Annotated in this window: 26 protein-coding genes; 14 read left to right on the plus strand and 12 right to left on the minus strand. The window is 35.1% G+C overall.

Annotation, left to right across the window (positions count from 1 at the left end):
- Positions 1-52: 52 nt before the first annotated feature.
- The 8 genes from murA to RT412_RS14125 all read left to right on the plus strand — a co-directional run bounded on the left by murA (position 53) and on the right by RT412_RS14125 (position 7,719).
- The gene (gene murA, locus RT412_RS14090) at positions 53-1,309 is read left to right on the plus strand and encodes a UDP-N-acetylglucosamine 1-carboxyvinyltransferase (protein ID WP_313344937.1); all 1,257 of its coding nucleotides are present in this window, start codon (positions 53-55) and stop codon (positions 1,307-1,309) included.
- A 176-nt stretch (positions 1,310-1,485) separates the two neighbouring features.
- Positions 1,486-2,289 carry an FtsQ-type POTRA domain-containing protein gene (locus RT412_RS14095; RefSeq protein WP_313344935.1) on the plus strand — a complete coding sequence of 268 codons (804 nt, stop codon included), beginning with the start codon at positions 1,486-1,488 and terminating at the stop codon, positions 2,287-2,289.
- Positions 2,282-2,998, plus strand: coding sequence for a DUF881 domain-containing protein (locus RT412_RS14100; RefSeq protein ID WP_313344933.1), 717 nt, complete (start codon positions 2,282-2,284; stop codon positions 2,996-2,998). The genes RT412_RS14095 and RT412_RS14100 overlap by 8 nt, the downstream gene beginning before the upstream one ends.
- Before the next feature lie 53 nt (positions 2,999-3,051).
- Positions 3,052-3,804 (plus strand): DUF881 domain-containing protein, encoded by a 753-nt coding sequence (locus RT412_RS14105; protein ID WP_313344931.1) that lies wholly within the window; start codon positions 3,052-3,054, stop codon positions 3,802-3,804.
- 11 nt (positions 3,805-3,815) lie between these two features.
- Positions 3,816-4,151, plus strand: a complete 336-nt coding sequence (locus RT412_RS14110; RefSeq protein WP_313344928.1) for a DUF1290 domain-containing protein — start codon at positions 3,816-3,818, stop codon at positions 4,149-4,151.
- Between the two features lie 154 nt (positions 4,152-4,305).
- Complete coding sequence (gene ftsZ, locus RT412_RS14115) at positions 4,306-5,367, plus strand: cell division protein FtsZ (protein WP_313344925.1); 1,062 nt, start codon at positions 4,306-4,308, stop codon at positions 5,365-5,367.
- 245 nt (positions 5,368-5,612) lie between these two features.
- The gene (locus tag RT412_RS14120; protein WP_313344922.1) at positions 5,613-7,202 is read left to right on the plus strand and encodes an ABC-F family ATP-binding cassette domain-containing protein; all 1,590 of its coding nucleotides are present in this window, start codon (positions 5,613-5,615) and stop codon (positions 7,200-7,202) included.
- A 316-nt stretch (positions 7,203-7,518) separates the two neighbouring features.
- Positions 7,519-7,719 (plus strand): cold-shock protein, encoded by a 201-nt coding sequence (locus tag RT412_RS14125; protein WP_179237604.1) that lies wholly within the window; start codon positions 7,519-7,521, stop codon positions 7,717-7,719.
- A gap of 119 nt (positions 7,720-7,838) precedes the next feature.
- Here the strand turns inward: RT412_RS14125 and RT412_RS14130 are convergent, their stop codons facing one another.
- The 6 genes from RT412_RS14130 to RT412_RS14155 form a co-directional block, all read right to left on the minus strand.
- Positions 7,839-8,075 (minus strand): hypothetical protein, encoded by a 237-nt coding sequence (locus RT412_RS14130; protein ID WP_313344920.1) that lies wholly within the window; start codon positions 8,073-8,075, stop codon positions 7,839-7,841.
- Positions 8,075-9,061: an ABC transporter ATP-binding protein gene (locus tag RT412_RS14135; protein WP_398439517.1), complete on the minus strand. Its 987-nt coding sequence runs from the start codon at positions 9,059-9,061 to the stop codon at positions 8,075-8,077. Before RT412_RS14135 ends, RT412_RS14130 begins: the two co-directional genes overlap by 1 nt.
- A 14-nt stretch (positions 9,062-9,075) precedes the next feature.
- Complete coding sequence (locus RT412_RS14140; RefSeq protein WP_313344915.1) at positions 9,076-10,065, minus strand: ABC transporter ATP-binding protein; 990 nt, start codon at positions 10,063-10,065, stop codon at positions 9,076-9,078.
- A gap of 10 nt (positions 10,066-10,075) precedes the next feature.
- Positions 10,076-10,945, minus strand: a complete 870-nt coding sequence (gene opp4C, locus RT412_RS14145) for an oligopeptide ABC transporter permease (protein ID WP_313344914.1) — start codon at positions 10,943-10,945, stop codon at positions 10,076-10,078.
- Between the two features lie 9 nt (positions 10,946-10,954).
- On the minus strand, positions 10,955-11,920 hold the full coding sequence (locus RT412_RS14150; protein WP_313344911.1) for an ABC transporter permease: 966 nt from the start codon (positions 11,918-11,920) through the stop codon (positions 10,955-10,957).
- Positions 11,921-12,031: 111 nt separating this feature from the next.
- The gene (locus tag RT412_RS14155; RefSeq protein WP_313344909.1) at positions 12,032-13,735 is read right to left on the minus strand and encodes an ABC transporter substrate-binding protein; all 1,704 of its coding nucleotides are present in this window, start codon (positions 13,733-13,735) and stop codon (positions 12,032-12,034) included.
- A gap of 225 nt (positions 13,736-13,960) precedes the next feature.
- On the opposite strand from RT412_RS14155, the gene RT412_RS14160 reads away from it, so the two are divergent.
- A complete protein-coding gene (locus RT412_RS14160) occupies positions 13,961-14,848 on the plus strand; it encodes a farnesyl diphosphate synthase (protein WP_313344907.1) in 888 nt (295 codons plus the stop codon).
- 280 nt (positions 14,849-15,128) lie between these two features.
- Here RT412_RS14160 and murC read toward each other — a convergent pair whose 3' ends face one another.
- Positions 15,129-16,487, minus strand: a complete 1,359-nt coding sequence (gene murC, locus RT412_RS14165) for a UDP-N-acetylmuramate--L-alanine ligase (RefSeq protein WP_313344904.1) — start codon at positions 16,485-16,487, stop codon at positions 15,129-15,131.
- A gap of 270 nt (positions 16,488-16,757) precedes the next feature.
- On the opposite strand from murC, the gene tsaE reads away from it, so the two are divergent.
- From tsaE to RT412_RS14185, 4 genes are read left to right on the plus strand one after another with little or no spacing between them, the layout of a single operon-like run.
- On the plus strand, positions 16,758-17,213 hold the full coding sequence (gene tsaE, locus RT412_RS14170) for a tRNA (adenosine(37)-N6)-threonylcarbamoyltransferase complex ATPase subunit type 1 TsaE (RefSeq protein WP_313344901.1): 456 nt from the start codon (positions 16,758-16,760) through the stop codon (positions 17,211-17,213).
- On the plus strand, positions 17,210-17,899 hold the full coding sequence (gene tsaB / locus RT412_RS14175; protein ID WP_313344898.1) for a tRNA (adenosine(37)-N6)-threonylcarbamoyltransferase complex dimerization subunit type 1 TsaB: 690 nt from the start codon (positions 17,210-17,212) through the stop codon (positions 17,897-17,899). Before tsaE ends, tsaB begins: the two co-directional genes overlap by 4 nt.
- A 9-nt stretch (positions 17,900-17,908) precedes the next feature.
- Positions 17,909-18,343 carry a ribosomal protein S18-alanine N-acetyltransferase gene (rimI, locus tag RT412_RS14180; RefSeq protein WP_313344895.1) on the plus strand — a complete coding sequence of 145 codons (435 nt, stop codon included), beginning with the start codon at positions 17,909-17,911 and terminating at the stop codon, positions 18,341-18,343.
- A gap of 13 nt (positions 18,344-18,356) precedes the next feature.
- A complete protein-coding gene (locus tag RT412_RS14185; protein WP_313344892.1) occupies positions 18,357-19,187 on the plus strand; it encodes a M15 family metallopeptidase in 831 nt (276 codons plus the stop codon).
- A gap of 218 nt (positions 19,188-19,405) precedes the next feature.
- Here RT412_RS14185 and RT412_RS14190 read toward each other — a convergent pair whose 3' ends face one another.
- The 5 genes from RT412_RS14190 to RT412_RS14210 all read right to left on the minus strand — a co-directional run bounded on the left by RT412_RS14190 (position 19,406) and on the right by RT412_RS14210 (position 25,194).
- Positions 19,406-20,215, minus strand: a complete 810-nt coding sequence (locus RT412_RS14190; RefSeq protein WP_313344889.1) for an undecaprenyl-diphosphate phosphatase — start codon at positions 20,213-20,215, stop codon at positions 19,406-19,408.
- A gap of 191 nt (positions 20,216-20,406) precedes the next feature.
- Positions 20,407-22,281 carry a molecular chaperone HtpG gene (gene htpG, locus RT412_RS14195; protein WP_313344887.1) on the minus strand — a complete coding sequence of 625 codons (1,875 nt, stop codon included), beginning with the start codon at positions 22,279-22,281 and terminating at the stop codon, positions 20,407-20,409.
- Positions 22,282-22,381: 100 nt separating this feature from the next.
- The gene (locus RT412_RS14200; protein WP_313344885.1) at positions 22,382-23,794 is read right to left on the minus strand and encodes a peptidoglycan-binding protein; all 1,413 of its coding nucleotides are present in this window, start codon (positions 23,792-23,794) and stop codon (positions 22,382-22,384) included.
- Between the two features lie 12 nt (positions 23,795-23,806).
- Entirely contained in the window at positions 23,807-24,724 is a 918-nt protein-coding gene (locus tag RT412_RS14205) for a peptidoglycan-binding domain-containing protein (RefSeq protein ID WP_313344882.1), read from the minus strand.
- Positions 24,725-24,735: 11 nt separating this feature from the next.
- Positions 24,736-25,194 carry a carboxypeptidase-like regulatory domain-containing protein gene (locus tag RT412_RS14210; protein ID WP_313344879.1) on the minus strand — a complete coding sequence of 153 codons (459 nt, stop codon included), beginning with the start codon at positions 25,192-25,194 and terminating at the stop codon, positions 24,736-24,738.
- Between the two features lie 240 nt (positions 25,195-25,434).
- On the opposite strand from RT412_RS14210, the gene RT412_RS14215 reads away from it, so the two are divergent.
- A complete protein-coding gene (locus RT412_RS14215; protein ID WP_313344876.1) occupies positions 25,435-26,982 on the plus strand; it encodes a carboxyl transferase domain-containing protein in 1,548 nt (515 codons plus the stop codon).
- Positions 26,983-26,985: the final 3 nt, after the last annotated feature.

The raw sequence follows: 26,985 nt of genomic DNA on the forward strand, positions 1-26,985 counted from the left end.
TAAACTTTGCATAACATATAATATGTAATTAACTTGTTGCGGAGGGATAAAGATGGGAAGTTTTATTATTCAGGGAAGTAACGGCTTAGAAGGCATAGTTGATATCGGCGGATCTAAAAATGCTGCACTTCCTATAATAGCAAGCACAGTTATATGCCCAAGAGAATATATTCTTGAGAATATACCTGATATAGAAGATGTGAAAGATATGTTTGATATACTGCGCACCATGGGATGTAAAATTCAGTTCGACAGCGGAGTCGCGTTGATTGATACGAGAGACCTTAATACCTGCAAGGTTCCTGAGAAACTTGTAAGGAAAATAAGGTCATCTATAATTTTAATGGGTGCTGTGCTTCAAAGGACAGGCAATGTTGAGATTGCTTATCCCGGTGGATGTGAAATAGGGCTTAGACCAATCGATTTACACTTAAAGGGATTAAGAAAATTAGGTGTTGAAATAATTGAAAAAAACGGTTTGTTGATAGGAACTGTCAAGAAGCCGGAAGGAATCGAAATTTCGCTTGATTACCCAAGCGTCGGCGCTACAGAAAATATAATGCTGTATGCAGTAGGTGTTCCTGGAAAAACTACGATTTATAATCCGGCAAGAGAACCTGAAATTGTCGATTTACAGAATTTTTTGAATATCTGCGGCTATGAAATAAGCGGTGCAGGTACTGGTGTTATTACTATTGAAGGAAAAAATATTGAAAGTACAGAAACTGTTGAATATAAGATTATATCCGACCGTATTGAGGCAGGAACTTATTTGAGTGCAGCTGCATCGATGAAGAGCAAAATTTACATAAGAAACATTGAAAAATCTCATTTTAAGTCAATAACCTCAATTTATGAAGATGCTGGCTGTGAAATAAGAGAAATAAACGGAACAATTGTTATAAAGAACAGTGGCAGGTTAAATGCTATAGAAAAGGTAACTACCCAACCATATCCTGGATTTCCAACGGATATGCAAGCTCAGTTCATGGCCTCAATGGCGACTGCAAACGGCATAACAATTATTGAAGAAACTGTTTTTGACAGTAGATTTAAACATGTACCCGAGCTTCAGAAAATGGGAGCAAATATAACTACAATAGGAAGAGTTGCCGTAGTGGAAGGTGTAGAAAGATTGACAGGTGCAGAAGTGGATTCTAAGGATTTAAGAGGCGGAGCGGCGTTGGTTATTGCAGCTTTAGGAGCTGAAGGGACCACTAAAATAAACAATATTTATCATATAAACAGAGGATACGAGAAATTTGTTACAAAACTACAGAATTTAGGTGTAATAATAACAGAGGTTTAAGATGCCCTAACCCCATTTCTCAGAGTCTTTTTTCTGAGAAATGGTTGGTAGGTCATTCGCAAGATTATGATTTACTCAATTTATGCGACGTAAGGAGCAAATAAATTGGTGAATGAGACTGCGCAATATACTAACTATTACCATAACTAATAGTATTAGAATAAAAAGGTACAACAATGGCAAAAGAAAAAACAACAAAAAAGCGGAAGAAGAAAAAAAGAAAGTTTAGAAAGCTATTCGTCAGTACAGCAGCTTTTATAACGGCTGCTGTAATTGTTGTTTTCTGTATTTATTATGTTTATTACGAAACAGATTACTTTAATGTAGCAGAAGTAAAAATTGATGGCAATTTTATCTATGACAATCAGTTTATATTAGATAACTCAGAAATAGAAACAGGCGAGAAAATATTCAGTGTTAACAGAAATGATGTGAAAGAAAAGCTTCAGCAACATGTATATGTTGAGCAAGCAAGGGTTGTGTACGAGCTTCCGAATAAAATTTACATTCATATAACTGAGAGACAGGAAAAATACCAGATATATTACAATAATAATTATGTTGTGACAGATAAAAACGGAATTGTATTAAAAACGGATACAATAAATAATGAACTAAAAACTATTGAAAGTTTAACTGATGTATTATACAATGTAGGAGAAGAAATTAAATTCGCAGGTATAGACAATGTTAAAAGCATTTTTGAGGCAATTGATTACATAGAAAGTGAATTTGATTCTGAAACGGTAACAACTTTTTGGGTTAACAAAAACAACAGTGTTTTATTGAAGACCAAGTATGGTACATTTATTAAAATGATGCTTAGCGAAGATGTTAAGTATCAATCTGTATTTGCCATGAAAATAATTAATGAAAGATTAAATAACAATTTACCGGTTTTCAATGGATTAATCGATTTTACCAAGGGGGATAGTCCCGTATATGTAGAGGACTTTAATATGGAGGAATATAATGAATAAACTTTGGCAGAAAATTATGTTGTTTATAATAAGTGTCATTTTGGGTATTGTATTAATGACTCAAATTCGTACAACAAATAACGTATTAGGAAATGAAACTCCTCATAATAAAGCATCTGATTTGAACAATGAGTTTGCGGAGCTGACTCTTGAGAAAAACAAATTAAGAGAAGAATTGGATCAGCTGAAAGAAAGCTCAAAGAAAAATGAAGAAGCATACATGCAAAAAGAAGAGGAGCTTGAAAGGTTAAATGAAGAGCTCAAAAAACAAAAGATTTTATCCGGTTTCTATGATGTTAAAGGTCCCGGAACAATTATTACTATAGATGCCGAGCCAAACTCTGTCAGCTTAGCTTACAGCCATCAGTATATACTTGCATTGATAAGCTATTTAAACAATGCAGGTGTAGAAGCAATTTCAATTAATGGTCAAAGGTATACTAACTATACTGAAATTGTACCTGTGTTAGATCACATTAACATTAACGGAGTTGCGATGGTATTGCCGTTAGAAATAAAGGCAATAGGATTTTCAAGAACCATTGAAGCATCATTGAATTTTGTGGGAGGTATTGTTTCACAGCTTGGAAATATTGGTTATACAGTTGAAATTGAAAGTTCTCCTGAAATTTTTATTAATCGATATGATGGTGAAATAGAGTTTAAATACGCTGTTCCTGTATATGTTGAGGATGAGACGGGTCTGTAGGAAACTGACCTGTTGACGAAATCGTAGATTGAGTGGGTGCCATAGAACCTTGAATGACAGACAAAGCTCTTATTGAGGAAACGGAGGAGATTGTTATAAAACTTAAAGCGCAAAACATTTTGCTGTTTCTTCTTGTTTTAGTCGCATCTTGCGTAGTAGTAAACGGTGTGGATTTAAAAATAGATGAAAACACAATATATGTTATAAAAAATATAAATAAATATGAAAAAACTATTGAAGATATGAAGGCAGTTGTTGAAAATATAAAAAAAGAAACCGCAGAGCAAAAAAAACATATTAACGACTATGAAAATAATCAATATTTAGCCGATATAATCAGTATAAACTCTGAAATAGAAAAACTTAAGCTATACAGCGGATTTACCGATGTAAGAGGCCCCGGGATATATTTAACGGTTTCGGACAGCTTGATAGAGGATGAAAGTATTGATATAATGAAAAGAATTATTCATGATGTTGATATAACCGTATTGCTTAATGATCTAAAGGCAGCCGGAGCTGAAGCTATAGCGGTTAATAACAAAAGGATTATCAATGTATCTGAAGTAGTTTGTGCAGGACCTCTGTTGGGAATAAACGGAGATAAAGTTTCCGCTCCGTTCTTAATAAGTGCGATTGGTGATATGGAAGCTTTATATGATGCCGTTAATGAAGAAGGAACATATGCTTATGAATTAAAAAACAAGTATGGAATGGAGGTTGTTACAAGAATGACTTATGTAACGGTTCCTAAATTTCACGGAGATAATTATCGGATAAATTTTGCAGCAAGTGCAGAAAGGTAAAGGGTTGGGGTATGATTTATGTTATAGCTGGAGTAGTTCTTGGTATTGTTGCGGGAATGAATTTAAATTTGATTTACAGTCCCGAATATGCAGTTTATATTTCACTGGGTATATTAGCTATTATTAATGTAATTTTTAATATGTTAAATGATAATATTAAGGGTGAGCTTACATTAATTAAGAGTATTGCCTATTTGGCGGGTGATTTATTTTTTGGACTGCTATTGGGATATGTGGGAGAACAATTGGGACTTCCTATATATTTGGCGGCTGTTTTCGCATTCGGAAACAATATTTATAAAAATTTAAAAAACATTATTAATATTATGCTTGAAAAGCATAAATAATTAAAATGTTTCCTTACAAGTCGGCTGGGTTACGGACAAAGCACTATTGAAAAAAAACAGACAAACTAATTAAAAATATGTATGAAATTTATTAAGGTTATGATATAATGTTTAAAATACTGAAGAAATTTCTCTTTTTATAGGAGGTCAATATATGTTTCAATTTGAGGAACCATCAGAAAGATTAGCAAATATAAAGGTTATCGGTGTTGGCGGAGGCGGAAATAATGCCGTTAACAGAATGATAGATGCCGGAGTAAGAGGCGTAACTTTTATCAGCGTAAATACGGACAAGCAAGCATTATACACATCAAAGGCAGACATTAAATTCCAAATAGGCGAAAAACTTACTAACGGTCTTGGTGCCGGCTCTAAACCTGAAATAGGTGAAAAAGCCGCTGAGGAAAACAAGCAGGATATTGCTGAGTTAGTTGAAGGAGCCGACATGGTATTTATAACTGCAGGTATGGGAGGCGGTACCGGTACCGGTGCGGCACCTTATATAGCAGGCATTGCCAAGCAACAGGGAATACTCACTGTTGCCGTTGTTACAAAGCCGTTTATGTTTGAAGGCAAAAGCAGATATAAAAACGCTGAATTAGGATTGAAAAAATTAAAAGAAAATATAGATACATTGGTAGTTATACCTAATGATAAGCTGTTAGAAATTTCGGATAAGAAAACAACGATGCTGGAGGCTTTTTCACTTGCTGACGATGTATTAAGACAGGGCATTCAGGGCATCTCCGATTTGATTGCAATACCTGCAATTATGAATCTGGATTTTGCAGACGTTGAAACCATTATGTCTAATCAGGGTTTGGCCCACATGGGTATCGGACAAGCAACCGGCGAAAACAGAGCATTGAATGCTGTTAAACAAGCTATTCAAAGTCCGATGCTGGAAACCTCAATAAACGGAGCAAGGGGTGTATTGTTAAATATTACCGGCGGAACTAATATGGGTATCCATGAAGTAAATGAAGCCGCTAAATTGATAGAAGAAGCTGCCGATCCGGAAGCAAATATAATCTTCGGAGCAAATATTGACGAAACTATTGGAGATTCCATAAAAATTACCGTTATTGCAACCGGATTCGGTGAAAATAGCGATAAAATACTGAAAGAAGTTAAGACACCTTCTAAGGATGAAAAGGATAAATCAAAGGAAAATCCGTTTGATTTTCAAATACCATCATTTTTAAACAAAAAATAGATTCAATATATACAGACTGTTGAAAAAGTTCATCCTGCAAGGCGCCGGAAGACGGGCAACCGCAGCGTATTAAACATACGGGAGGATTGACCGGCGTAGCGTCAACGACGCAGGTGGGATTTTTCAGCAGTCTGAGACGGTTAAAGCCGTCTTTTTTTCTTGCAATATTTATTTATATGTGATATTCTGTTTAATGTTTGAATTTTGAAAGATAAAAATAATTATATATAGTAAGGAATGATTAAATGATTACAGTAACAAATTTATCGCTTCAATTTGGAGGAAGTAAGCTTTTTAATGATGTTAATTTAAAGTTTGTTCCGGGAAACTGCTATGGAGTAATCGGAGCAAATGGAGCAGGAAAATCTACTTTTCTGAAAATATTGTCAGGAGAGATTGATTATACTACAGGCGAAATAGCTATACCAAATAATGTCAGAATGTCCGTTTTAAAACAGGATCATTTTATGTATGACGATTATTCCGTTATGGAAACAGTTATAATGGGTAATAAAAGATTGTATGAAATAATGAAAGAAAAGGACGCTCTTTATGCAAAGGAAGATTTCACCGATGAAGACGGCGTAAAAGCTTCTGAATTAGAGGGAGAATTTGCCGAAATGAACGGCTGGGATGCCGAGACGGAAGTAGCGCAAATACTTCAGGGCTTAGGTGTAAGCACGCAGCTTCATTATTCATATATGCGAGATTTAAACGGCGGAGACAAGGTTAAGGTAATGCTTGCTCAGGCATTGTTCGGCAGACCCGGAATTATTCTGCTTGACGAGCCGACAAACAATCTGGATATTGATTCTATAAATTGGTTAGAGGATTTTTTGCTGGATTTTGAAGGATTAGTAATTGTTGTATCCCACGACAGACATTTTTTAAATACAGTTTGTACTCATATAGTTGATATAGATTATAAGAAAATTAAAATGTATGTAGGTAACTATGACTTCTGGTATGAATCAAGTCAGTTAATGCAGCAGTTAATGAGGGACCAGAACAGAAAAAGAGAAGATAAGATAAAGGATTTACAAAACTTTATTCAAAGATTCTCAGCTAATAAATCTAAATCAAAGCAAGCAACATCAAGAAGAAAGCTTCTTGAGAAATTAGAAGTTGAAGAAATGCCTGCATCATCCAGGAGATATCCATTTGTTAAATTTACTCCGGACAGGGAAGTGGGCAATGAAATATTGACAGTTGAAGGTTTATCAAAGAAGATAGACGGCATTGATGTATTAAAGGATATTTCATTCAGAGTAAACAGAGATGATAAAATATGCTTTGTAGGTGAAAATGAGCTTGCCCAAACAACCTTGTTTAAAGTATTAACAGGTGAAATGGAACCGGATACAGGAACTATTAAGTGGGGACAAACAATCACCAAGTCATATTTCCCCAAAGATAACTCGGAATTTTTTGACGACGTTAAATTAAATCTTGTTGACTGGATGAGACAGTTCTCCGAGGATCAATCAGAAAGCTTTCTGAGGGGGTTCTTAGGTCGTATGCTGTTTTCGGGAGATGATGCATTGAAGCCGGCAAATGTATTGTCCGGAGGAGAAAGAGTCAGGTGCATGCTTTCAAGAATGATGCTTTCCGGCTCTAATGTCTTGATACTTGACCAACCGACAAACCACCTGGACTTGGAAGCAATCACCGCATTAAACAACGGTTTGATTGATTTTAAAGAAATTGTGTTGTTCTCGTCACATGACCATCAGTTTATTCAAACAATCGCAAATAGAATTATTGAACTTACAGAAGACGGTATGATAGACAGAGCTATGACGTATGATGAATATATAGAGAGAAGAAAAATGTAGATAGGTTGTTGAAAACGCCAGCCTGCTTCGTTACCGTTCAGCCGGGCAATCCTGATTTTATTGTCAGCATGACGTTGGGGAAAATCCCCAACGTCATATAACCTATAATAATTTTTGTAAATAATTAGCAATTAAAGTTTAGTATAAAAGGTTGACAAATGTGAACTTATATGCTAATCTATATTTGTATTACAGAGTATTTATGGATTTCACATGTTTTTAGATATTATATGTGGTTGCTGTATATATAATATGTAAAAGCGTGTGAATTTTTTTATACAATGCAATATAATTAATATTTTTTTAGGAGGTACTCATGGCACAGGGTACAGTTAAATGGTTCAACTCAGAAAAAGGATTTGGATTTATCACAAAAGAAGATGGAAATGACGTATTTGTACATTTCTCAGCTATCCAAGGAGATGGATTCAAAACTTTAGAGGAAGGTCAAAAAGTTAGTTTTGATGTAACTCAAGGAAACAGAGGAGACCAAGCAGCTAACGTTACAAGAATATAACTGGCAGCTAAAAACAAAAATCGGGAGAATATCCCGATTTTTTTAGGTTGATGAAAAAACCCACCTGCTTCGTTGCCGTTCAGCCGGTCAATCCTCACGTATTTCTGATTTTTGGTTGCCTAATACAAACAGCTCAATAAAAACACAACTGCGGCCATTATTCCCACAAAGGCAATTATGTAAGGAAGTATTAACGACATAATCGCCAAAATAATTGCAAGCAGATCATATTTCTCAAGCTGCAAATCATTTTCTTTTGTAGATTTTATTTCTTTCTCTAATAATTCAGTATTAGACAGATTTGCTCTTCTGATTTTTTCTAAATCTTCTTCTACTCGATTTTTTCCGAATAACATTAAAATACTCCATTTACTTTATGACACATTACAAAATGTGCATTTTTAATTTTTTTGTATTCAGGTATTTCTTCCTTGCACACATCCTTTGCATATGAGCACCTGGTGTGAAATCTGCATCCTTTGGGTGGATTTGCAGGCGAAGGAATATCTCCCTTTAATATAATACGTTTTTTATTTTGCTGAATTTCTGGATCAAATGAAGGTACTGCGGATAATAAAGCTTCAGTATATGGATGTAAAGGGTTGTTAAATATATGCTTTTTCTTTCCCTTTTCAACTATTTGTCCAAGGTACATTACTGCTACTTCATCACTTATAAATTTAACAACTGACAAATCGTGGGATATAAACAAATATGTAAGGTCAAAGTCCTCTTGTGCATCCTTCAATAAGTTAATAATTTGAGATTGAATTGATACATCCAATGCTGAAACCGCTTCGTCACAAACTATAAACTTAGGGTTTACCGCCAATGACCTTGCAATACATATACGTTGCCTTTGCCCGCCTGAGAACTGATGAGGATAGCGATCTGCCTGTTCCGTAAACAATCCGCACTTGCCTATGATTTCTATTACTCTTTCCTTCATTTCTTTTTTGTTTTTAACTATCCCGTGTTGAAGCATTGCTTCTCCTACTATTTCATAAACGGGGAGCCTTGGGTTTAGCGAACTGTATGGATCCTGAAATATAATTTGCATTTCCGTTCGTAGCTTATTTATATCTCTTTTGTTGAGATTATATATATTTTGACCGTTGTAATAAACTTCGCCGTCAGTAGGATTTAGCAGCTTGAGCATAGTCCTGCCTAAGGTTGATTTTCCGCAGCCGGACTCACCAACTATACCAAGAACCTTTCCTCTTTTTATTTCAAAAGATATATCATCTACAGCTTTAACACTTCCGGTTTGTCGTTTTATTAATCCAGTTTTAATAGGGAAATACTTTTTAAGATTTCTTACGGATATGATGCTATCGCTCATTACACTAATTTCGCTCATAGTATTTCCTCCTCATTATTGCTATAGAGCCAGCATGATATTCTGTGTTCTCCTTCAAATGATATTTCATCAGGAAATATTTCCTTGCATACATCCATTGCTTTATCGCATCTTGGATGGAATGGACAGCCTGTGGGAACATTGCTTAAATCAGGTACATTGCCGGGTATTACATTCAACCTTGAGCTTTCGGTAGCCATGTCCGGTTTTGAACCGATAAGACCTATGGTGTACGGATGCCTCGGATTTTTGAATATATCCAATGTTTTAGCAACCTCAACAACCTTACCGGCATACATAACCATAACACGGTCACTCATTTCTGAAATTACTCCAAGGTCATGTGTTATAAATATTATAGATGCATTAATCTTTTGCTTAAGTTCATTCATTAAGTCAAGCACCTGCGCCTGAATGGTAACATCAAGAGCAGTTGTCGGCTCATCTGCTATTAACAGTTTTGGTTTGCAGGCAAGTGCCATTGCGATCATTGCTCTTTGACGCATACCACCTGAAAGTGCGAAAGGATAATCATCAACAACTCTCTCAGGATTTGGTATTTTTACTGTTTCCAGCATTTTTATACTTTCTTTATATGCTTCATCCTTACTCATGCCCTGGTGAAGCATCATTGGTTCACTGATTTGTCTTTCTATTTTAAATATGGGATTAAGGGAAGTCATTGGCTCCTGAAAAATAAACGAAATGTCATTACCTCTGATTTCTCTCATTCTTGCATCAGAAATTTTCAGCATATCCTCACCGTCAAACAGGATTTCTCCACCCTTATATTTTCCCGGAGGAGTTTCAACTAATCGTGCAATGGACATGCATGTTATGCTTTTCCCGCATCCCGATTCACCAACTATTCCTAAGGTTTCGCCTTCATCCACATAAAAACTTACATCATCGGCAGCTTTTACAACACCCCTGTCAGAATAAAAATAAGTTTTCAGGTTTTTAACTTCTAATAATTTTTTGCCCATAAAACTCACCTCATCTTTTCATTTTAGGGTCAATTGCATCACGCATGCCGTCACCCAATATGTTAAAGCACATAACAGATATGAAAATACATATTCCAGGTGGAATCCAGTACCACCATTTTTGTTGTATAATTAAAGTGTTTCTTGCTTCCTGTATCATATTACCCCAAGTAGGAGTAGGAGGTGATACACCAAGACCAAGGAAGCTCAATGTTGTTTCAGCAAGGATTACTGTTGCCATACCTAATGTCGCATAAACTATAACATAAGCCAAAACGTTTGGTAATAAATGTTTGAATATTCTTCTCATATCACTTATGCCCAACGCTTCGCATGCTTCCATATACTCCATTTCTCTTAATGTTAATATTTGACCTCTTACAATTCTTGCAATACTTGGCCAGCTTATAATGGCAAGTACAAAAATTAAAATAGGCACACTGTTTCCAAATACTGCAACTACTGTGATACAAAAAATAACATATGGAAAGGACATAAATATTTCAGCCAAGCGCATTATAACTACATCTGCCATACCACCATAAAACCCTGATATACTTCCTAATACAACACCGATAAAGCATTCAAGTACTACAACTGCTATAGCAAGCAATAAGGAAATTCTTCCTCCATAAAACAACCTGACAATCATATCTCGTCCGATTTTATCCGTACCAAGCCAATGCTTAGCACTTGGACTTTGATCTCGGTTTTGCATATCCGTTGTTTCTATGGAATAAGGTGATAACATAGGCACCAAAATACATAAGCCGATTATAGCTATCAACAGATACAAACTTAACATGGCCATTCTGTTTTTTCTTAGTCTATATATAACCTCTCCCCAGTAGGATTGATTCTTTCTAATTGATTTACCCATAATAACCCCCTAATCGTATCTAATTCTTGGATCTGCTATGGCATACAATATATCAGCCACCAATGCACCTATTAAGGTAAGAATTGATAGCATCGCATTTATTCCAAGAATCAAAGGATAGTTTCGTGTCATGCTTGCTTCAACTGAAATTTTACCAAGACCCGGTAGTGCAAAAATTGTTTCAGTAACAACTGCTCCTGACAATAAGGACGGAATCCAGAAGCCAAAAAGTGTGATTATGGGTATTATTGCATTTCTGAATGCATGCCTGTAAATAACGGTTTTCTCCTTAAGACCCTTAGCTCTTGCCGTACGGATATAATCTTGTTTAATTACTTCAAGCATGCTTGAACGTGTATATCTCATAAATGTAGCGGTTGAACCTAAACCGATTACAATGCTTGGTAAAACAAGGTGCCAGGCTATATCAAGTATTTTATCTATAGGATTTGTTGACATCAACAATGGATTTTTAAGACCAAACAGCGGGAAAAGCTGAATATCAACTGCGAAGTTTTTTAATAATAAAAGTCCGAAGAAAAATGAAGGAATACTTATCCCTATTAATGACACTACAGTCAGTATGTTGTCAACTATGGAGTATTGTTTAGTAGCACAGACAATACCTGTAGGTATGCCTATGATAACTGAAACAAATAAAGAAATTAAAGCCAACAGCAATGTAGGTCCTACATAATCTCCCATAACATCAACTACGGGTTTTTTATGGTTTATAGAGTACCCTAAATTGCCTTTTAATGCCTCTCCAATCCAGTTAACGAATCTTTCATACCATGGTGTATCTAATCCTAATTTTAGAGCTAACTCAGCTTTTTGCTCAGGAGTCATTTTAGGATGCATCATATTTGAAACCGGTGTACCCGGTGCTTGTTCAAGTATAAAAAAAAGTATAAATAAAATTCCTAATAAAACAGGAATCATTTGAATTATACGCCTGATGATGTAATTTCTCATATAAACACCTCTTTCTATATGTATAGGCAGGCTAAAAGGAGGGCAGATGCCCTCCGGTATTTCACTAACAGTATAAGCGACTGACACCAAATTAAAATTTGGGTCATCTGCTTATTCAAGCGTAACATCTCTTATACTTTGAACAAATTTTTTGTAAGTATCAATTTCCATGCCTTTAACTCTGTTGTTAACACCAAATATTTCACTTCTGTAAGCTATGATAGCATGTGGTATTTCGTAGTTCATAATTTTCGCCCATTCTTTATATATTTCAGCACGTTTATCTGTGTCAAACTCGGATTTTCCTTTCTTAACAAGTTCCATAGCTTCAGCATTTTTATAACCTGAAGCGTTGAAGCCCCCTGCTACATATGCATCATCATCAAACAATGCACCTGTAGGGTCAGGATCGATTGACAATGAGAATCCCATTGTGTAAATATCAAAATCTTTTTCTCCAGGTGCTGCATCCATAGTACGTGATGCAACTGTATCAAAGTCCATTAATTCTATTTCAAGTTCAACGCCTAATTGTTTCCAAGTGTCAGCTGCCATACTTGACAACGTTCCCGGCCATGAAGAGTCTGTATAAACTAACCATTTAACGTGGAATTTTTGACCGTCCTTGTATCTGAAGCCATCAGATTCCATTTTCCAGCCTGCTTCGTTCATTAATTGAGCTGCTTTTTCCATATCAAATTTATAAGCATTTAATTCAGATGCATCCGGAAAGGCCCACGATGACGGAGATATTGGAGCCATACCAACCTTAGCAAGTCCTGCACCGTATTGTGCTTCTATAAAGGATTCTCTGTCAAGTGCATACATTAACGCCTGCCTTACTCTGACATCAGACAATTGCGGTGTGATTGCGTTAAAGCACATAAATGTATATCCATTTCCAAGATAGTTGAAAAGATAAATATTATTTAAAGCTTCAGCTGCTTGTAAGTTTTCAGCGCTTGAAGTTATTTGAGCAAGGTCTATTTGATTTGTTTGAAGAGCTGAAATTATTGATTCTTCAGGAACTTCGCTCATGAGTATTCCGTCAAATTTAAGTGCTCTTGAAGAATCCCAATAATTAGTGTTTTTCATTAACTTAATATATTGTTTTGGCTCCCAGCTATCAAATACACAGACACCGGAACCTAATGGTTGTTCATTAAGCGCTAAAAAATCATCCCAATTTTCAAATGCATAGTAATGTTCCGGCATAATTCCGTAAATGAAGCATTCTATGTTTGCAGGAGCTGCTGAGCCTTCAGGGAAAGTAAAGGATATAGTTTTTTCATCTACAATTTTAATTCCTTCAAATACATCAGTTGATCCGTTGTGATATGCTTCATATCCTACTAAAGTTGCTACTGCATATGCTCTTGGACCGTTGTAATCGGGATGAGCAATTGTTTTATATGTAAATTCTACGTCTTTAGTAGTTAGTGGAGTACCATCAGAGAATTTAATACCATCCTTTAGTGTAAATGTGTAAGTCAGATGGTCATCTGAAATTGTCCAGGTTGCAAGTTCGGGAACGTATTCACCTTCTTTATTGTTGTCAACTAAATGTTCAAACAGTAGGTCTGATACGTAACCATCATAAACATTGTCTTCCATTATTGGGTTAAATAATCCACCCCAACCGCTTCCACCAAATTTTAATATTTGGTCTGCTTTAGGTGCTTCAGGCGCTGGTGTAGGCTGAGGTTGTTCCGGTGAAGGGGCAGGTGCCGGTTGAATCGGTTGAGTACATCCTGATAGCAGGGTTACAACCATAAGCATAGATAAAATCAAAGATAATAATTTTCTTGTTTTCATAGCTTCCTCCTATATTTTTATATAATAAAATACAATTAATGTATTTATATTTGAAGTCAATTGACTATTTTAATAATACCGGACATATGTGGAATATTTTACCTTTATATATTTTTAATAATTCTTGTATAATAAGATATGACGGATGAGCACATTATATGATGAAAAATTGGTCAACCCTATAAGCAAAAAGTTGGAGTCTTATACAAAGACGTAGGAGGAACTATGGATTTTAACAGTTGGTTAACAAATAAAATAAATAGCATAGAAGAGTATTTAAATAATATTATTAAGGAGAAAAGTAATCCTCAGGGTTTAATTTATGAAGCAATGAATTACAGCTTGTTGTCAGGAGGAAAGAGGTTAAGACCGGTATTATTATTGGCTGCTTATGAATTGTTTAATAATAATTTAGAATGTGTAATGCCATTTGCCTGCTCAATGGAAATGATACATACATATTCTCTAATACACGATGACTTGCCTGCAATGGATAATGATGATTATAGAAGAGGAAGGTTATCAAATCATAAAAAATATGGGGAAGCAATTGCAATATTAGCAGGTGATGGGCTATTAAATAAGGCTTTTGAAACAGGACTTGGTGCAGTCTTAAGTTATGATGATAACAAAAAAGCTTTAAAAGCATTAAATGTTATAGCTAAATCCTCCGGAGTTAATGGCATGATTGGCGGACAGGTGGTTGATATGTATGTCCACAACAAAATTAAATCTTTAGAGGATTTAAAATATATGTATTCTTTGAAGACCGGTGCTATAATAAAAAGCAGTATAATTGCAGGTGCAATTTTAGGCGGAGCTGATGAAGTTCAATTAAAGTCTCTGGAAATTTATGCAGGTAAAATTGGTTTGGCTTTTCAAATAGAAGACGATATATTGGACGTTACAAGTACACTTGAAAAGTTAGGTAAAAAGACAGGCAGCGATATTGCCAACGATAAAATTACCTATTTGTCTTTCGTATCAATTGAAGAGGCACAAAGACAGGTAGTACAGCTTACAAAGGAAGCAACAGAAGCGATGAGCATATTTGGCGATAAAGCAAAATATTTAATAGAGTTGGCAGATTATCTGACCAAAAGAGACCATTAATACAATGGATTGACAGTTGATTGGCAATGGATTAGCAATAGAAAAAGGGATGCAAAAGCATCCCCAGGCCGCTGAAAAAGTCCCCCTGCTTTGTTGCCGCTGCGCCGGTCAATCCTCACGTATGTTTGAATACGCTGCGGTTGCCCGTCTTCCGGCGCCTTGCAGGATGAACTTTTTCAACAGCCTACCAGATTGATGACTTTGTCATCAATCTGGGGATGCAAAAGCATACCTATATTTTTGTGAATGAGACTGGGGATCTCATTTTACAATTGTTCTCCTACTGTTGTTCCATTGTTAATAAATCCGCCACCTCATTTACGTTGCCGGCGCCCATTGTTATTATTATATCTCCCTCTTTTGCCAGAGATTTTATTATTTTGGCAGCTGCTTCAAAGCTTTCTGCATAATGTCCGTTTCTGTTGTATTCCTTCATTTTGCTTATTATATCTTTGGAATGAATTTCGCCTGTATCAATTTCTCTGGCAGCATATATGTCTAATAAAATAACCTCATCTGATAACAATAATCCATCAGCAAATTCATTTAATAATTTTTTAGTTCTTGTAAAAGTGTGAGGTTGAAAAACAGTTATAATTTTTCCTGTTGTATAAGTTTTTGCTGTTTTTAATGTTGCTTTCATTTCCGAAGGATGGTGTGCGTAATCATCGATTACGGAAGCACCATTATGTTTTCCTTTGTACTCGTATCTTCTGTGTGTACCTTTAAAATCATACAATCCGCTCTTTATAGTCTCAATATCAATTCCAAGACAAATGCAAGCAGCAGCTGCTGCGACAGAATTTAAAATGTTGTGCTCGCCAAATATTTTAAGATTAACTTCAGCAACCTTTTTACCATCATGCATTAAATCATAAGAAGGAGCAGGAGTTAGCTTTATATTTTCAGGATAATAGTCAGCGCTGTCGTCGGTACCAAAAGTTACTACTTTGCATTTTAAATTATTAAATAGCTTCTTATGCTTAATATTAACTATTAGGTGTCCTGATTCAGGTAATAAATTTGCATACTCAACAAATGCATTTTCAATGTCGGATAAATCCCTGTAATAATCAAGGTGATCCTCTTCTATATTTAAAATAATTTCCATTGTTGGATTGAATTTTAAAAAATTTCTTCTGTATTCGCATGCTTCTGTAAGCATTAAATCATAGGAACCTCTAAGTAAGTTTCCTCCAAGAGAATCCATTTCACCGCCCAAAAATATGGTTGGCTGTAAATCTGTTTCTATTAATATTGAAGACAGCATACCTGTTGTTGTAGTTTTTCCGTGTGTGCCGGAAACGCAGATGGCATTTTTATAGTTTTTCATGATATACCCTAAAAATTCTGCTCTGTCCATAATATTAAGATTTAATTCCTGAGCCCGTAACAGCTCGGGGTTATCGTTTGAAATTGCAGATGTATATACTACCAAATCTATGTCATCAGTAATATTTTTGCTGTCATGATTTATGCATATTTTAGCGCCATTATCTATTAATTTTTTGATTATGTGAGAATTGCTTCTGTCCGAACCTGAAACCTTCATTCCTTCACTAATCATTATTTCAGCCAAAGCACTCATGCTTATTCCGCCAATACCAATAAAATATATGGATTTGAAATTTTGACTCATTATCTTCTCCTTGAATATTCTTATATATTCATTTTATTCATGCTATAGGTGTTTAACACTATTATTAACATATGAATTATTTATATGATCTATGTGGCATAAATAAATCATAACATTATAACATGTTCCATTGTATTGTTCAATGGTTTTTGACTTGCTAAAAGTGGCAAGTATATCAAGTGTATTATTCTTCCTTGATTTTTTAAATTCAGAAATGTATAATTGAACGATGGGAAAAATGAGCAGATATAAAACAACAAAGGATTAACTATGGAAATAATGGTAAACAGTTTAAAGGACACAGAACAATTAGGAAAAATTATCGGCAGATGCTTAGGAAAGGGAGATGTTCTATGCTTGGACGGCGATTTAGGTGTGGGAAAAACCGCCATGACACAGTTTATAGCAAAGGAATTTGGTGTTAAAGAATATATAACAAGCCCCACCTTCAATATTATAAAAGAATATGAAGGATGTCTGCCTTTTTATCATATGGATGTATACAGATTGGATTCAATAGATGATATGTGTGATTTAGGTTATGAAGAATATATTTATTCTGAGGGTGTAACTGTTATTGAGTGGTCTAAAAAAATCGAAGGAATTTTACCGGAAGAAAGAATTAACATAGAAATAAAAAGAATCGATGATGACAGACGCGTACTATACATATGCGGTAATGGAAAAACCTATGACAAATTAGTTAGGGAGTTGAGTAAATTATGAAAATACTTGCAATTGAATCAAGCTCTATAACTGCATCCTGTGCGGTTTCAGACGGAGCCGATTTATTAGGAGAGGTATCATTAAATCATAAAAAAACACATTCTGAAAAATTAATGCCGTTAATAGAAAAATTAATGGGAGAATTACAGTTAGTCATTAAAGATATTGATATTATTGCAATATCTGAAGGACCCGGATCGTATACGGGGCTCAGAATAGGTGCTTCAATAGCAAAAAGCTTGAGCTTTGCGGCAAGACTGCCTATAGTAAATATTCCGACCCTAAAAGTTTTAGCAGGGAATATATACGATATTGACAAATTAATCGTTCCTATAATGGATGCTAAAGCCGGACGCATTTATACGGGTATTTATAAATGGGAAAATGGGAATTTAGTTGAGGTGAAGGAACAATTTCCTTGTAATATAGATGAATTAATTGAAGTTCTCAATGATTATAATAATCCGATTATATTCAACGGGGACGGTTCAGTTAACTACAGAGACATAATTGAAGAAAAACTGAATAAAGAAATATATTTTGCACCGGGTGTTTTTAATAATTTGCGTGCTTCAATCTTATCATATTTAGCATATAATAAAGCATTGAGTGGTGAATTATCTGATGCTTTTGATTTTAAACCTCAATATTTAAGATTATCCCAAGCCGAAAGGAATAAAAAATAAGGAGGGTTTATGCTTGTTAGAGGAATTAGACGTGACGATTTAGACCAAATAACGGAAATTGAAAAAACATGCTTTTCATTACCTTGGTCAAAAGAATCATATGAAAGGGAATTAGAGAATAAATTAGCTTATTACCAATGTGCGGAAGAAAACGAGGTTATTTTAGGATATATGGGTATGTGGCGTATACTTGACGAGTGCCATATAACAAATGTAGCAGTACTGCCTCAGTACAGAAAAAAGGGGGTAGCTACCCACCTGATTAATAAAATGATTGAAATATGTAAGTGTTCCGAAATTACTCAAATGACTTTGGAAGTCAGAGAGTCCAACATACCTGCTATTAATCTGTATAAAAAGTTTGGATTTTTAGAGGCAGGTAAAAGACCGAGATATTATCAGGTACCCATTGAAGATGCAATCATAATGTGGAAAAAAATATAGGACGGAGATAAAAATGAAAATAAGAAACAGACGTAAGATGAAAAGAGCAATAATAATAGTTACAAGCTTATTAATAATTTTGTTTGGAGCAATTTTTTTGATAAAAGGAAGAATTAATAATGAAAAGGAGCCGGAAAGTGAGAATCCTGATCCTGTTGTTGAAAAACCAAAAGATGAAGAACCAACAGAAGATCCGGTATCGGAAGAGCCGGGTGAAGAGGAAATGCCGGAAGAACCTGTTAATATCGATAATGATGATAAGTTGGTTTTAATTGAAAGCCCTGAAGCTTATGATGTATTGGTAAATAAAAAAAGAACTCTTTCAAAAACGTATGTACCGCAGGATTTAGTTAAATTAACAGAGGTTCCTACCGTATTGGAGAATCCGGAAATAAATCAGCTTAGAGAAGCAGCTTACAATGCATTGATTGAGCTGTTTAAAACTGCAAAGGAAGAGGAAAATTATGAATTATATGCACGTTCCGGATACCGTTCATACAGCACACAAGAATCATTATATAATTCATATGTTGCTAATTGGGGAAAGACAGCTGCCGATAAATACAGTGCTAAATCGGGTCAAAGCGAACATCAGACCGGGTTATCCATGGATATAACTTGTGAAGCAATGAACTTTCAGTTAGATGATACATTCGGAGAGACTGATGAAGGAAAATGGGTTGCCGAAAATGCATATAGATTTGGTTTCATAATCAGATATCCCAAGGATAAAGAGGATATAACCGGATATATGTATGAACCGTGGCATATAAGATATTTAGGAAATGAATTGGCTAAAGAGGTTTATGAGTCCGGGCTGACTTTAGAAGAATATTTTGAATAGTGACAGGTTGTTGAAAACGCCCGCCTGTTTCGTTGCCGTTCAGCCGGTCAATCCTCACGTATTTCTGCATACGCTGCGGCTGCCCGGCTTCCGGCGCCTTGCATGACGAATTTTTTCAACAACCTGTAGTTTTTGCACTTACAGTATAAGCGACCGACACCAAATCTTTGATTTGGTGTCGGTCGCTTATAACTTTGTCATTTATTGTTATGCTATTGTTACAACAGGTAAAAGTAACCTAATACTAAGAATCCCAATACTATTCTGTAATAACCGAATGCTTTAAAATCATGCTTTCTTATGTAATCCATCAGGAATTTAATTGCAAAGATTGAAACTATGTAGGCAACCAATGAGCCGATTCCTAAAACCATCCATTCAAATCCGGAAAATACAAAGCCCGCCTTTAAAAGCTTAATTGCGCTTGCACCTAACATTGTCGGAACTGCCATAAAAAACGAAAACTCGGTAGCAACGAGCTTGGATGTTCCAAGTAGCATAGCACCTATTATGGTTGAGCCGGAACGTGAAGTTCCCGGAATTAATGCAAGGCATTGGAAAATTCCTATGGAAAATGCTTTTAAATATGACATGTCATTAAAATGATTTATTCTTGATTTTTTTCTGCCGCCTTCAATTACAACCATTATTACTCCGTAAACAATTAAAGCAAGTGCTACCGTAACGGGATTGTAAAAAAGATCGAAAATCAGGTCATCATATAGAACGCCTACTATTCCTGAAGGTATAATAGCAACAATTACTTTAAGCCAAAGAGAGAAGGTATCTCTTTTTTGTTCTGATGTTTTTCGCTTTGCAAACGGATTAAGCTTGGTAAAATACAATGTGATTACGGCTAAAATTGAACCGAATTGAATTACTACTAAAAAAGTATTGACGAATATATCTGAAAAATTCATTTTAATGAATTCATCAACTAATATCATGTGTCCTGTGCTGCTTATGGGTAACCATTCGGTAATACCCTGCACAATACCCAGTATAATCGCCTTTAATATTTCTATCAAAATAGTACCTCCAAATAAATAATATTCAGTATATCAATAATATAATGTTTATTCAAGAAGTACATGAAAAATTAAGCAAATTTTAATTATTAAAAGGGAGATTCTCCGCAGCGAATTCCCAAAATATACGACAGAAGGAAGTAAATATTTTTGTGAATGAGACTGCGTGAATCTCCTTATTGTTTTAGCTGTTACATTAAATCATAAACATCATTTGCGTATTGTACAGGGTCTTCTATTTGAAGCCCTTCAATCAACAACGCTTGATTGTACAACACATTAGCCAATTTTTTTAATTTTTCTTTATCATTGTCGTATGCATCCTTGATTTTTTCAAACATTTGATGTCCGGTGTTTATTTCAAGTATTTTTTCCGCATTTATGTCTTTTCCCATGCTGTCAGGCATTGACTTTAGAATCTTTTCCATTTCGATAGATAATTCACCCTCTGTTGCAAGGCATACAGGGTGAGTTTTCAACCTCTTGGATGTTTTTACCTCTTTTATTTTACCTGATAAAGCTTCTTTCATGAAATTGAATATTTCTTTGTTTTCATCATCCTGTTTTTCTTCTTCACTGTCGGTTTTTATGTCCAAATCAGCACTTGAAATATTTTTAAATTCTTTTTCCTTATAATTCATTAGAGCTTTTATGGCAAATTCATCAATTTCATCAGTAAAGTACAGTATTTCATACCCCTTATCGGATAATAGCTCGCTTTGCGGCAATTTTGACAGAGTGTTTACATTTTCGCCTGTTGCATAATAAATATGTTTTTGATCTTCTTTCATGCGGGATATATATTCATCAAGTGTCACTAACTTTTTCTCCGTTGATGAATAGAACATAACTAAATCCTGCAATGTTTCCTTATTAGCTCCCCATTCGCTGTATAAGCCGAATTTTAGTGTCTTTCCAAAATTGCTGAAGAATTTTTCGTATGTTTCTCTTTCATCCTTTAGCAGTGATAACAGCTCGCTCTTTATTTTACTTTTTATATTTTTTGCTATGAATTGCAATTGTTTGTCATGCTGTAATATTTCTCTTGATATATTCAATGATAAATCCGCAGAATCAACCAATCCTTGAACAAAGCCGAAATAATCAGGAAGCAAATCTCCGCACTTATTCATAATCAACACGCCGTTAGAATAAAGTTCAAGACCCTTTTCAAATTCTTTTGTGTAGAAATCAAAAGGGGTTCTTGAAGGAATATATAATATTGCATTGTAGCTTACTAATCCTTCGGCGCTGATGTGTGTATATTTTAATGGGTTTTCAAAACCAAAATGTTTTTCTTTATAGAAGTTTTCATAATCCTCAGGCTTTAATTCGCTTTTATTTCTTCTCCATATAGGAACCATGCTGTTTAGTATTTCATCTTCTTGGTAATCTTCATATTCGTTTTCGGTTCCTTCTTTTAACCTTCTTTTCTTAACCATCATTTTTATAGGATACTTGATGAAGTTAGAATATTTTTTCACTAAGGATCTGATGTGATACTCATCAAGGAACTCATCATAATCAACATCTTCTGTATTTTGCTTTACATTAATAATAATGTCGGTACCGGCTTCCTCCTTTTCACAAGGGATTATGGTATAACCGTCTGCTCCTGCAGAAACCCATTTATATGCTTCGTTGCTTCCCATTGACTTACTGATAACTGTTACTTTATCAGCAACCATAAATGCGGAGTAAAAGCCGACTCCAAATTGTCCGATTATATCAACACCATCCTTGACTTCATTGTTTTCCTTAAAATCAAAAGAGCCGCTTTTTGCAATAGTTCCAAGGTTGGAATCCAATTCTTCCCTTGTCATTCCAATTCCTGTATCGGATATTTTTAAAATCCTTTCATTTTCATTAACAGTAATCCTTATGTAAAAATCATCCTTGTTAAATTCGATGCTGTTATCTGTCAGTGATTTATAATAGCTTTTATCTATAGCATCGCTTGCATTTGAAATAAGTTCTCTCAGGAATATTTCCTTATGTGTGTAAATTGAATTGATCATTAAATCCAATAATCTTTTAGATTCAGATTTAAATTGTTTTTTGGCCATTTTATCATCCTTCCTAAAATGTATTAGCACTCTGAAGTTATGAGTGCTAAATATATTTTAACAAAGGACTTTAATTTGTCAAGAGCTAAATGACATTAGTTTATACCGTGCTATTGTTCCTTAAATTTTGATAAACACTTACTAATGCATTCCACGTATTTTCGTCAACTACACCTGTGGGGGTAAGACCTTCCATATTTTGAAATGCAATAACAGCATTTCTGGTATCGGTATCAAAGGTTCCCTCTGCTTCAATAGAGGGTATATCAGGAAACCGTGTAGATAAATATGAAAGCATAACCTCTAATAAGAATATACCTGGGTAATATGTTCCCATGCCTTCACTGTATTCTAATCCTAAAAAATTTATGCTTGGCAAATATATCTCTTCTACCGGTAAATTTATTAAAATGTTGTAAGCGGTCCTATACAATTCATTCCATGTTTGCTGGTCTACAATTCCCGAAGGTGAAAGTCCAACTGTAATTTGAAACGCTCTGACGGCTTCTGTTGTCTGAGGACCATAGTAACCATCTATTTGTACGGGTGGGATTGTGGGATAAAATACCGATAATAAATCTAAAAAATATTGAATTAAAACTACTATAGGTCGATTTCCGCCTTCCAAAATAATTGATGAATACATGTCAATTAAATCGCGTATCATAAGACCTTCAGAAGCCAATTCACCAAGTCGCGTTACAGCTATATAAATACGTCTTATATAATACCAGGTTTCTTCATCTACTATACCTGTAGCAGGCAAATTAAACACTTCCTGAAAAACTTTTACAGCATTTGCGGTTTGATCATCATAGTATCCGGTTATAGGAATTTGAGGTATAGCGGGATAATTATCTGATATTCTGTTCAATGAATGCTGCATTCTGAAAACCGTAATTCCGGAATCACCGATTGTTAGCGGTCTTCCTGGGTAAGTTCCTACAATTATACCGGGTGCTTCACTTTGTTCAATTATAATATTATCTCCATAATAATATCTAAGAATATCTAAAGCGCTATAACCCTGGTTGGCTAATTCAACTGTTCCCCATTGGGACATGCCGTTGCACTGTACAATTCTTCCGTCACAAAATGTTGTAAATAGCGGTTCTATATGACCTTCTTGCACAATATATTGGTCAAACATTTCATTTGCTACATTTGCTATGGTATCAAAAATACCTCTGCCGTGTACGTATGCCTGATCATAGGCAGGTGAGTTAGTAATATCAAAGTCGTAACCTCTGCTTCTGTACCATTCTGTAAAAATTCTGTTCATGGCAACAGAGTTAATAGCGTATAAATTTGCTCTAATTGCTTCTTCAGGCCATGTAGGGTATAGTTCGCTTGAACCAACATTTTTAATATAGTCTAAATAGGGAACAGTTACGTTTAAAGCGTTTTGATCGTCTGGCGCTCCTAAATGTACTGTTATTTCTATGGGAAATGGAACTATTAAATGGGGCAGCGTTTCAGCCGGAAGATTAAATTCAGTTAATTCTTGAATCATAAAATAACCTCACTATTCTCCTATTAATGTGCCTGGATATTGACCTATCGGTCTGTAGCTTGAAAATCTCATTTGGCGATAAACATCAACAATTCTGCTCCAGGTTTCTTCATTTATCATGCCGGTGGGCTCGATACCGTTTAATCTTTGAAATTCTGTTACGGCAGTTGTCATTTGTGCATCAAACAACCCATTTGTATTTACGGGAGGAATGCTTAATATTATTGATGTTATATATGACAGAAAAAGCTGCATTATAAATACATTTGCACCTTCAGAGCCTTCAGTTAATACTACACCGGGATACAACAATGCAGGAAGCGATATTGCCGTAGAGGGCAATGTTTCAAGTATACCCAGTATATAACTGTACATAAGATTCCATGTTTCATCATCTAAAAAGCCGGTAGCAGGTAAACCCATTATTCTTTGAAATTGACGTATTGAATATTGTGTTTCATTATCAAGTGTACCGTTAATATCTACTGCAGGTATCGCATCATAATATACGGAAAGAACGTTGAGAAAATATTGTGCAAGCTGAATAGTCGGAAAAATTTCATTAGCTCCGGGTTCGGGTATATTTTCTTGATAAATCTCTATTGGAATAATTACTTCAGAAGAGGAAGCAGCTAATCTTCTCACTGCCTCATAAATTCTTTTTATTTCAAACCATGTTGCTTTGTCTACAACTCCCGTAACAGGTAATTGAAAAATCCTTTGGAAATTCCTTACTGCTGTTTCCGTAGATTCATCAAATTCCTGATTGACCGGATATATTCTTGGAATATCCGGATAATTAACAGAAATTACATTTAATTCATTTTTTAAAGTAAGTACATGTTCATTGATGTCACCTAATTGCAGTGTTCCGGGGAATGGCTCATCAATTGCTATAATTGGTGATACGTTGGGTATTTGTACACTCATATTAAGCTCCTTTAATTTGTTATATCAAGTGGTATAGGCGGAATTATGACGGTCTGACCGTTTTCTTTGTCAGTCCCCTGCGCCGTAGGAATGAGATTTATTCTGTAAGTTGTGGTTACATCAGGAAAAACTCTTACATCAAGTACATTCGTGGTATAATAACCGATTGCCTGAACTCTTATATTATATGTTGTAAATTCATATTCTCTTTCTCCACGCATAACAGGCAGTGTAATTAAGGGAGAGTTTCCGCTTCTATCGGTAACAAGATGAAATAAAATATTTTCTTCACCGGCCTCATTTATATTATATACAGTAATTATTGCATCAGGTACAGGGAGGGCACCCGAAGCAGTATATACTACAGTTGAAATATATCCTACCGAGCCTTCTTCAGGTTGAGTCGGTATTTCTAATTTTTTTGAGATCATATTTTTAACTTTGTACGGCTTTATATTATTAGCATTCATAGTAACACACCTTTCAAGTTATTTAACCTGTTTAATAATCAATATATGCATTAAGGAAGAATATGATTAAAATAATAAGTTTATATAATTAAAAATATTTGATTTTTAGAAATAATTGACAAATAGGATACCTTTATTAAAAATATATAAATTTAAACTTATATAAAGGTTGACTTTGTTCACAAAATTTATTATTTTATATACATAGGTACGGTAAAAAATGACTTAGGAGGTTTAAAATTGCCAAACGAAAAATTAAATGAGCTTAGAGAAAAAATCAAGAATGTAAAATTAGGCGGTGGACAAAAGGCGATAGACAAACAGCATGGAAGCGGTAAGTTAACAGCAAGAGAAAGGATATTAAGCTTGCTTGACGAAAAAAGCTTTGTGGAAATTGATGCCTTTGTAGAACACAGATGTGTAAACTTTGGTATGGAAAAGAAGATAGTTCCCGGTGAAGGCGTAGTTACCGGATACGGAACAATTAACGGAAGATTAGTTTACATATACGCACAGGATTTCACTGTGATTGGTGGTTCCTTAGGAGAAATGCACGCTGCAAAAATCGCTAAGACACAAGAGATGGCACTTAGAGTCGGAGCGCCTATAATTGGTATAAACGATTCGGGCGGAGCAAGAATACAAGAAGGTGTAGATGCACTTTCAGGATACGGAAAAATATTTTACAATAACACAATCAGCTCAGGAGTAATTCCTCAAATTTCAGTAATTTTAGGTCCTTGTGCAGGCGGAGCGGTTTATTCTCCGGCTATCACCGACTTTATATTTATGGTTCAAAATACAAGCAAAATGTTTATTACAGGTCCGAATGTAATTGAAACTGTTACAGGTGAAAAGGTTTCTCCTGAAAAATTAGGTGGGGCTATGACACATAACAGTGTCAGCGGAGTTGCGCATTTTGTTGATGATTCGGAAGAAGAATGCATGAATCACATTAAAAGGTTAATAAGCTTCTTGCCTCAGAACAATTTAGAATTAACTCCTTCACAACCTGTTTCAGATGATTTGAACAGAATTGATGAAATATTAAATGAAATAGTGCCTGATAATCCAAATAAGGCATATGATATGAAGGAAATCATACAAAAGTTAGCAGACAACGGTGAGTTTTTAGAATATCAGCCATACTATGCAATGAACATTATTACCGGTTTTATAAGATTAAACGGCTCAAGTATTGGCGTTGTAGCAAGCCAACCTAAGGTATTGGCAGGATGCTTAGATATCAATACGTCTGACAAAGCTGCAAGATTTATAAGAACTTGTGATGCTTTTAATATTCCATTGCTATCATTAATGGACGTACCGGGATTTTTACCGGGAACAACTCAGGAGTTTGGTGGAATTATAAGACACGGTGCAAAAATGCTTTATGCATTCTCGGAAGCAACAGTACCTAAGGTAACAGTTATAACAAGAAAAGCATACGGCGGTTCATATATTGCAATGTGTAACAAAGAATTAGGAGCAGATATGGTATTGGCATGGCCTACAGCTGAAATAGCTGTTATGGGACCGGAAGGAGCCGCAAATATCATATTTAAGAAAGAAATAGAAGAGGCAGAAGATCAAAATGCAAAACGTAATGAAATGATTGTAGAATATAGAAATAAGGTAGCAAATCCATATACCGCTGCTGCAAGAGGTTATGTTGATGCAGTTATAGAGCCGGCTGAAACAAGAAAGAGAATAATCAGTGCTTTTGATATGTTAGCAGGAAAGAGAGTTTTGAGACCTGAAAAAAAACATGGCAATATACCTCTATAGGAG

Origin of the sequence: Sedimentibacter sp., from assembly GCF_032080165.1 — a bacterium.
In the GTDB taxonomy this organism is placed as follows: Bacteria; Bacillota; Clostridia; order Tissierellales; family Sedimentibacteraceae; genus Sedimentibacter.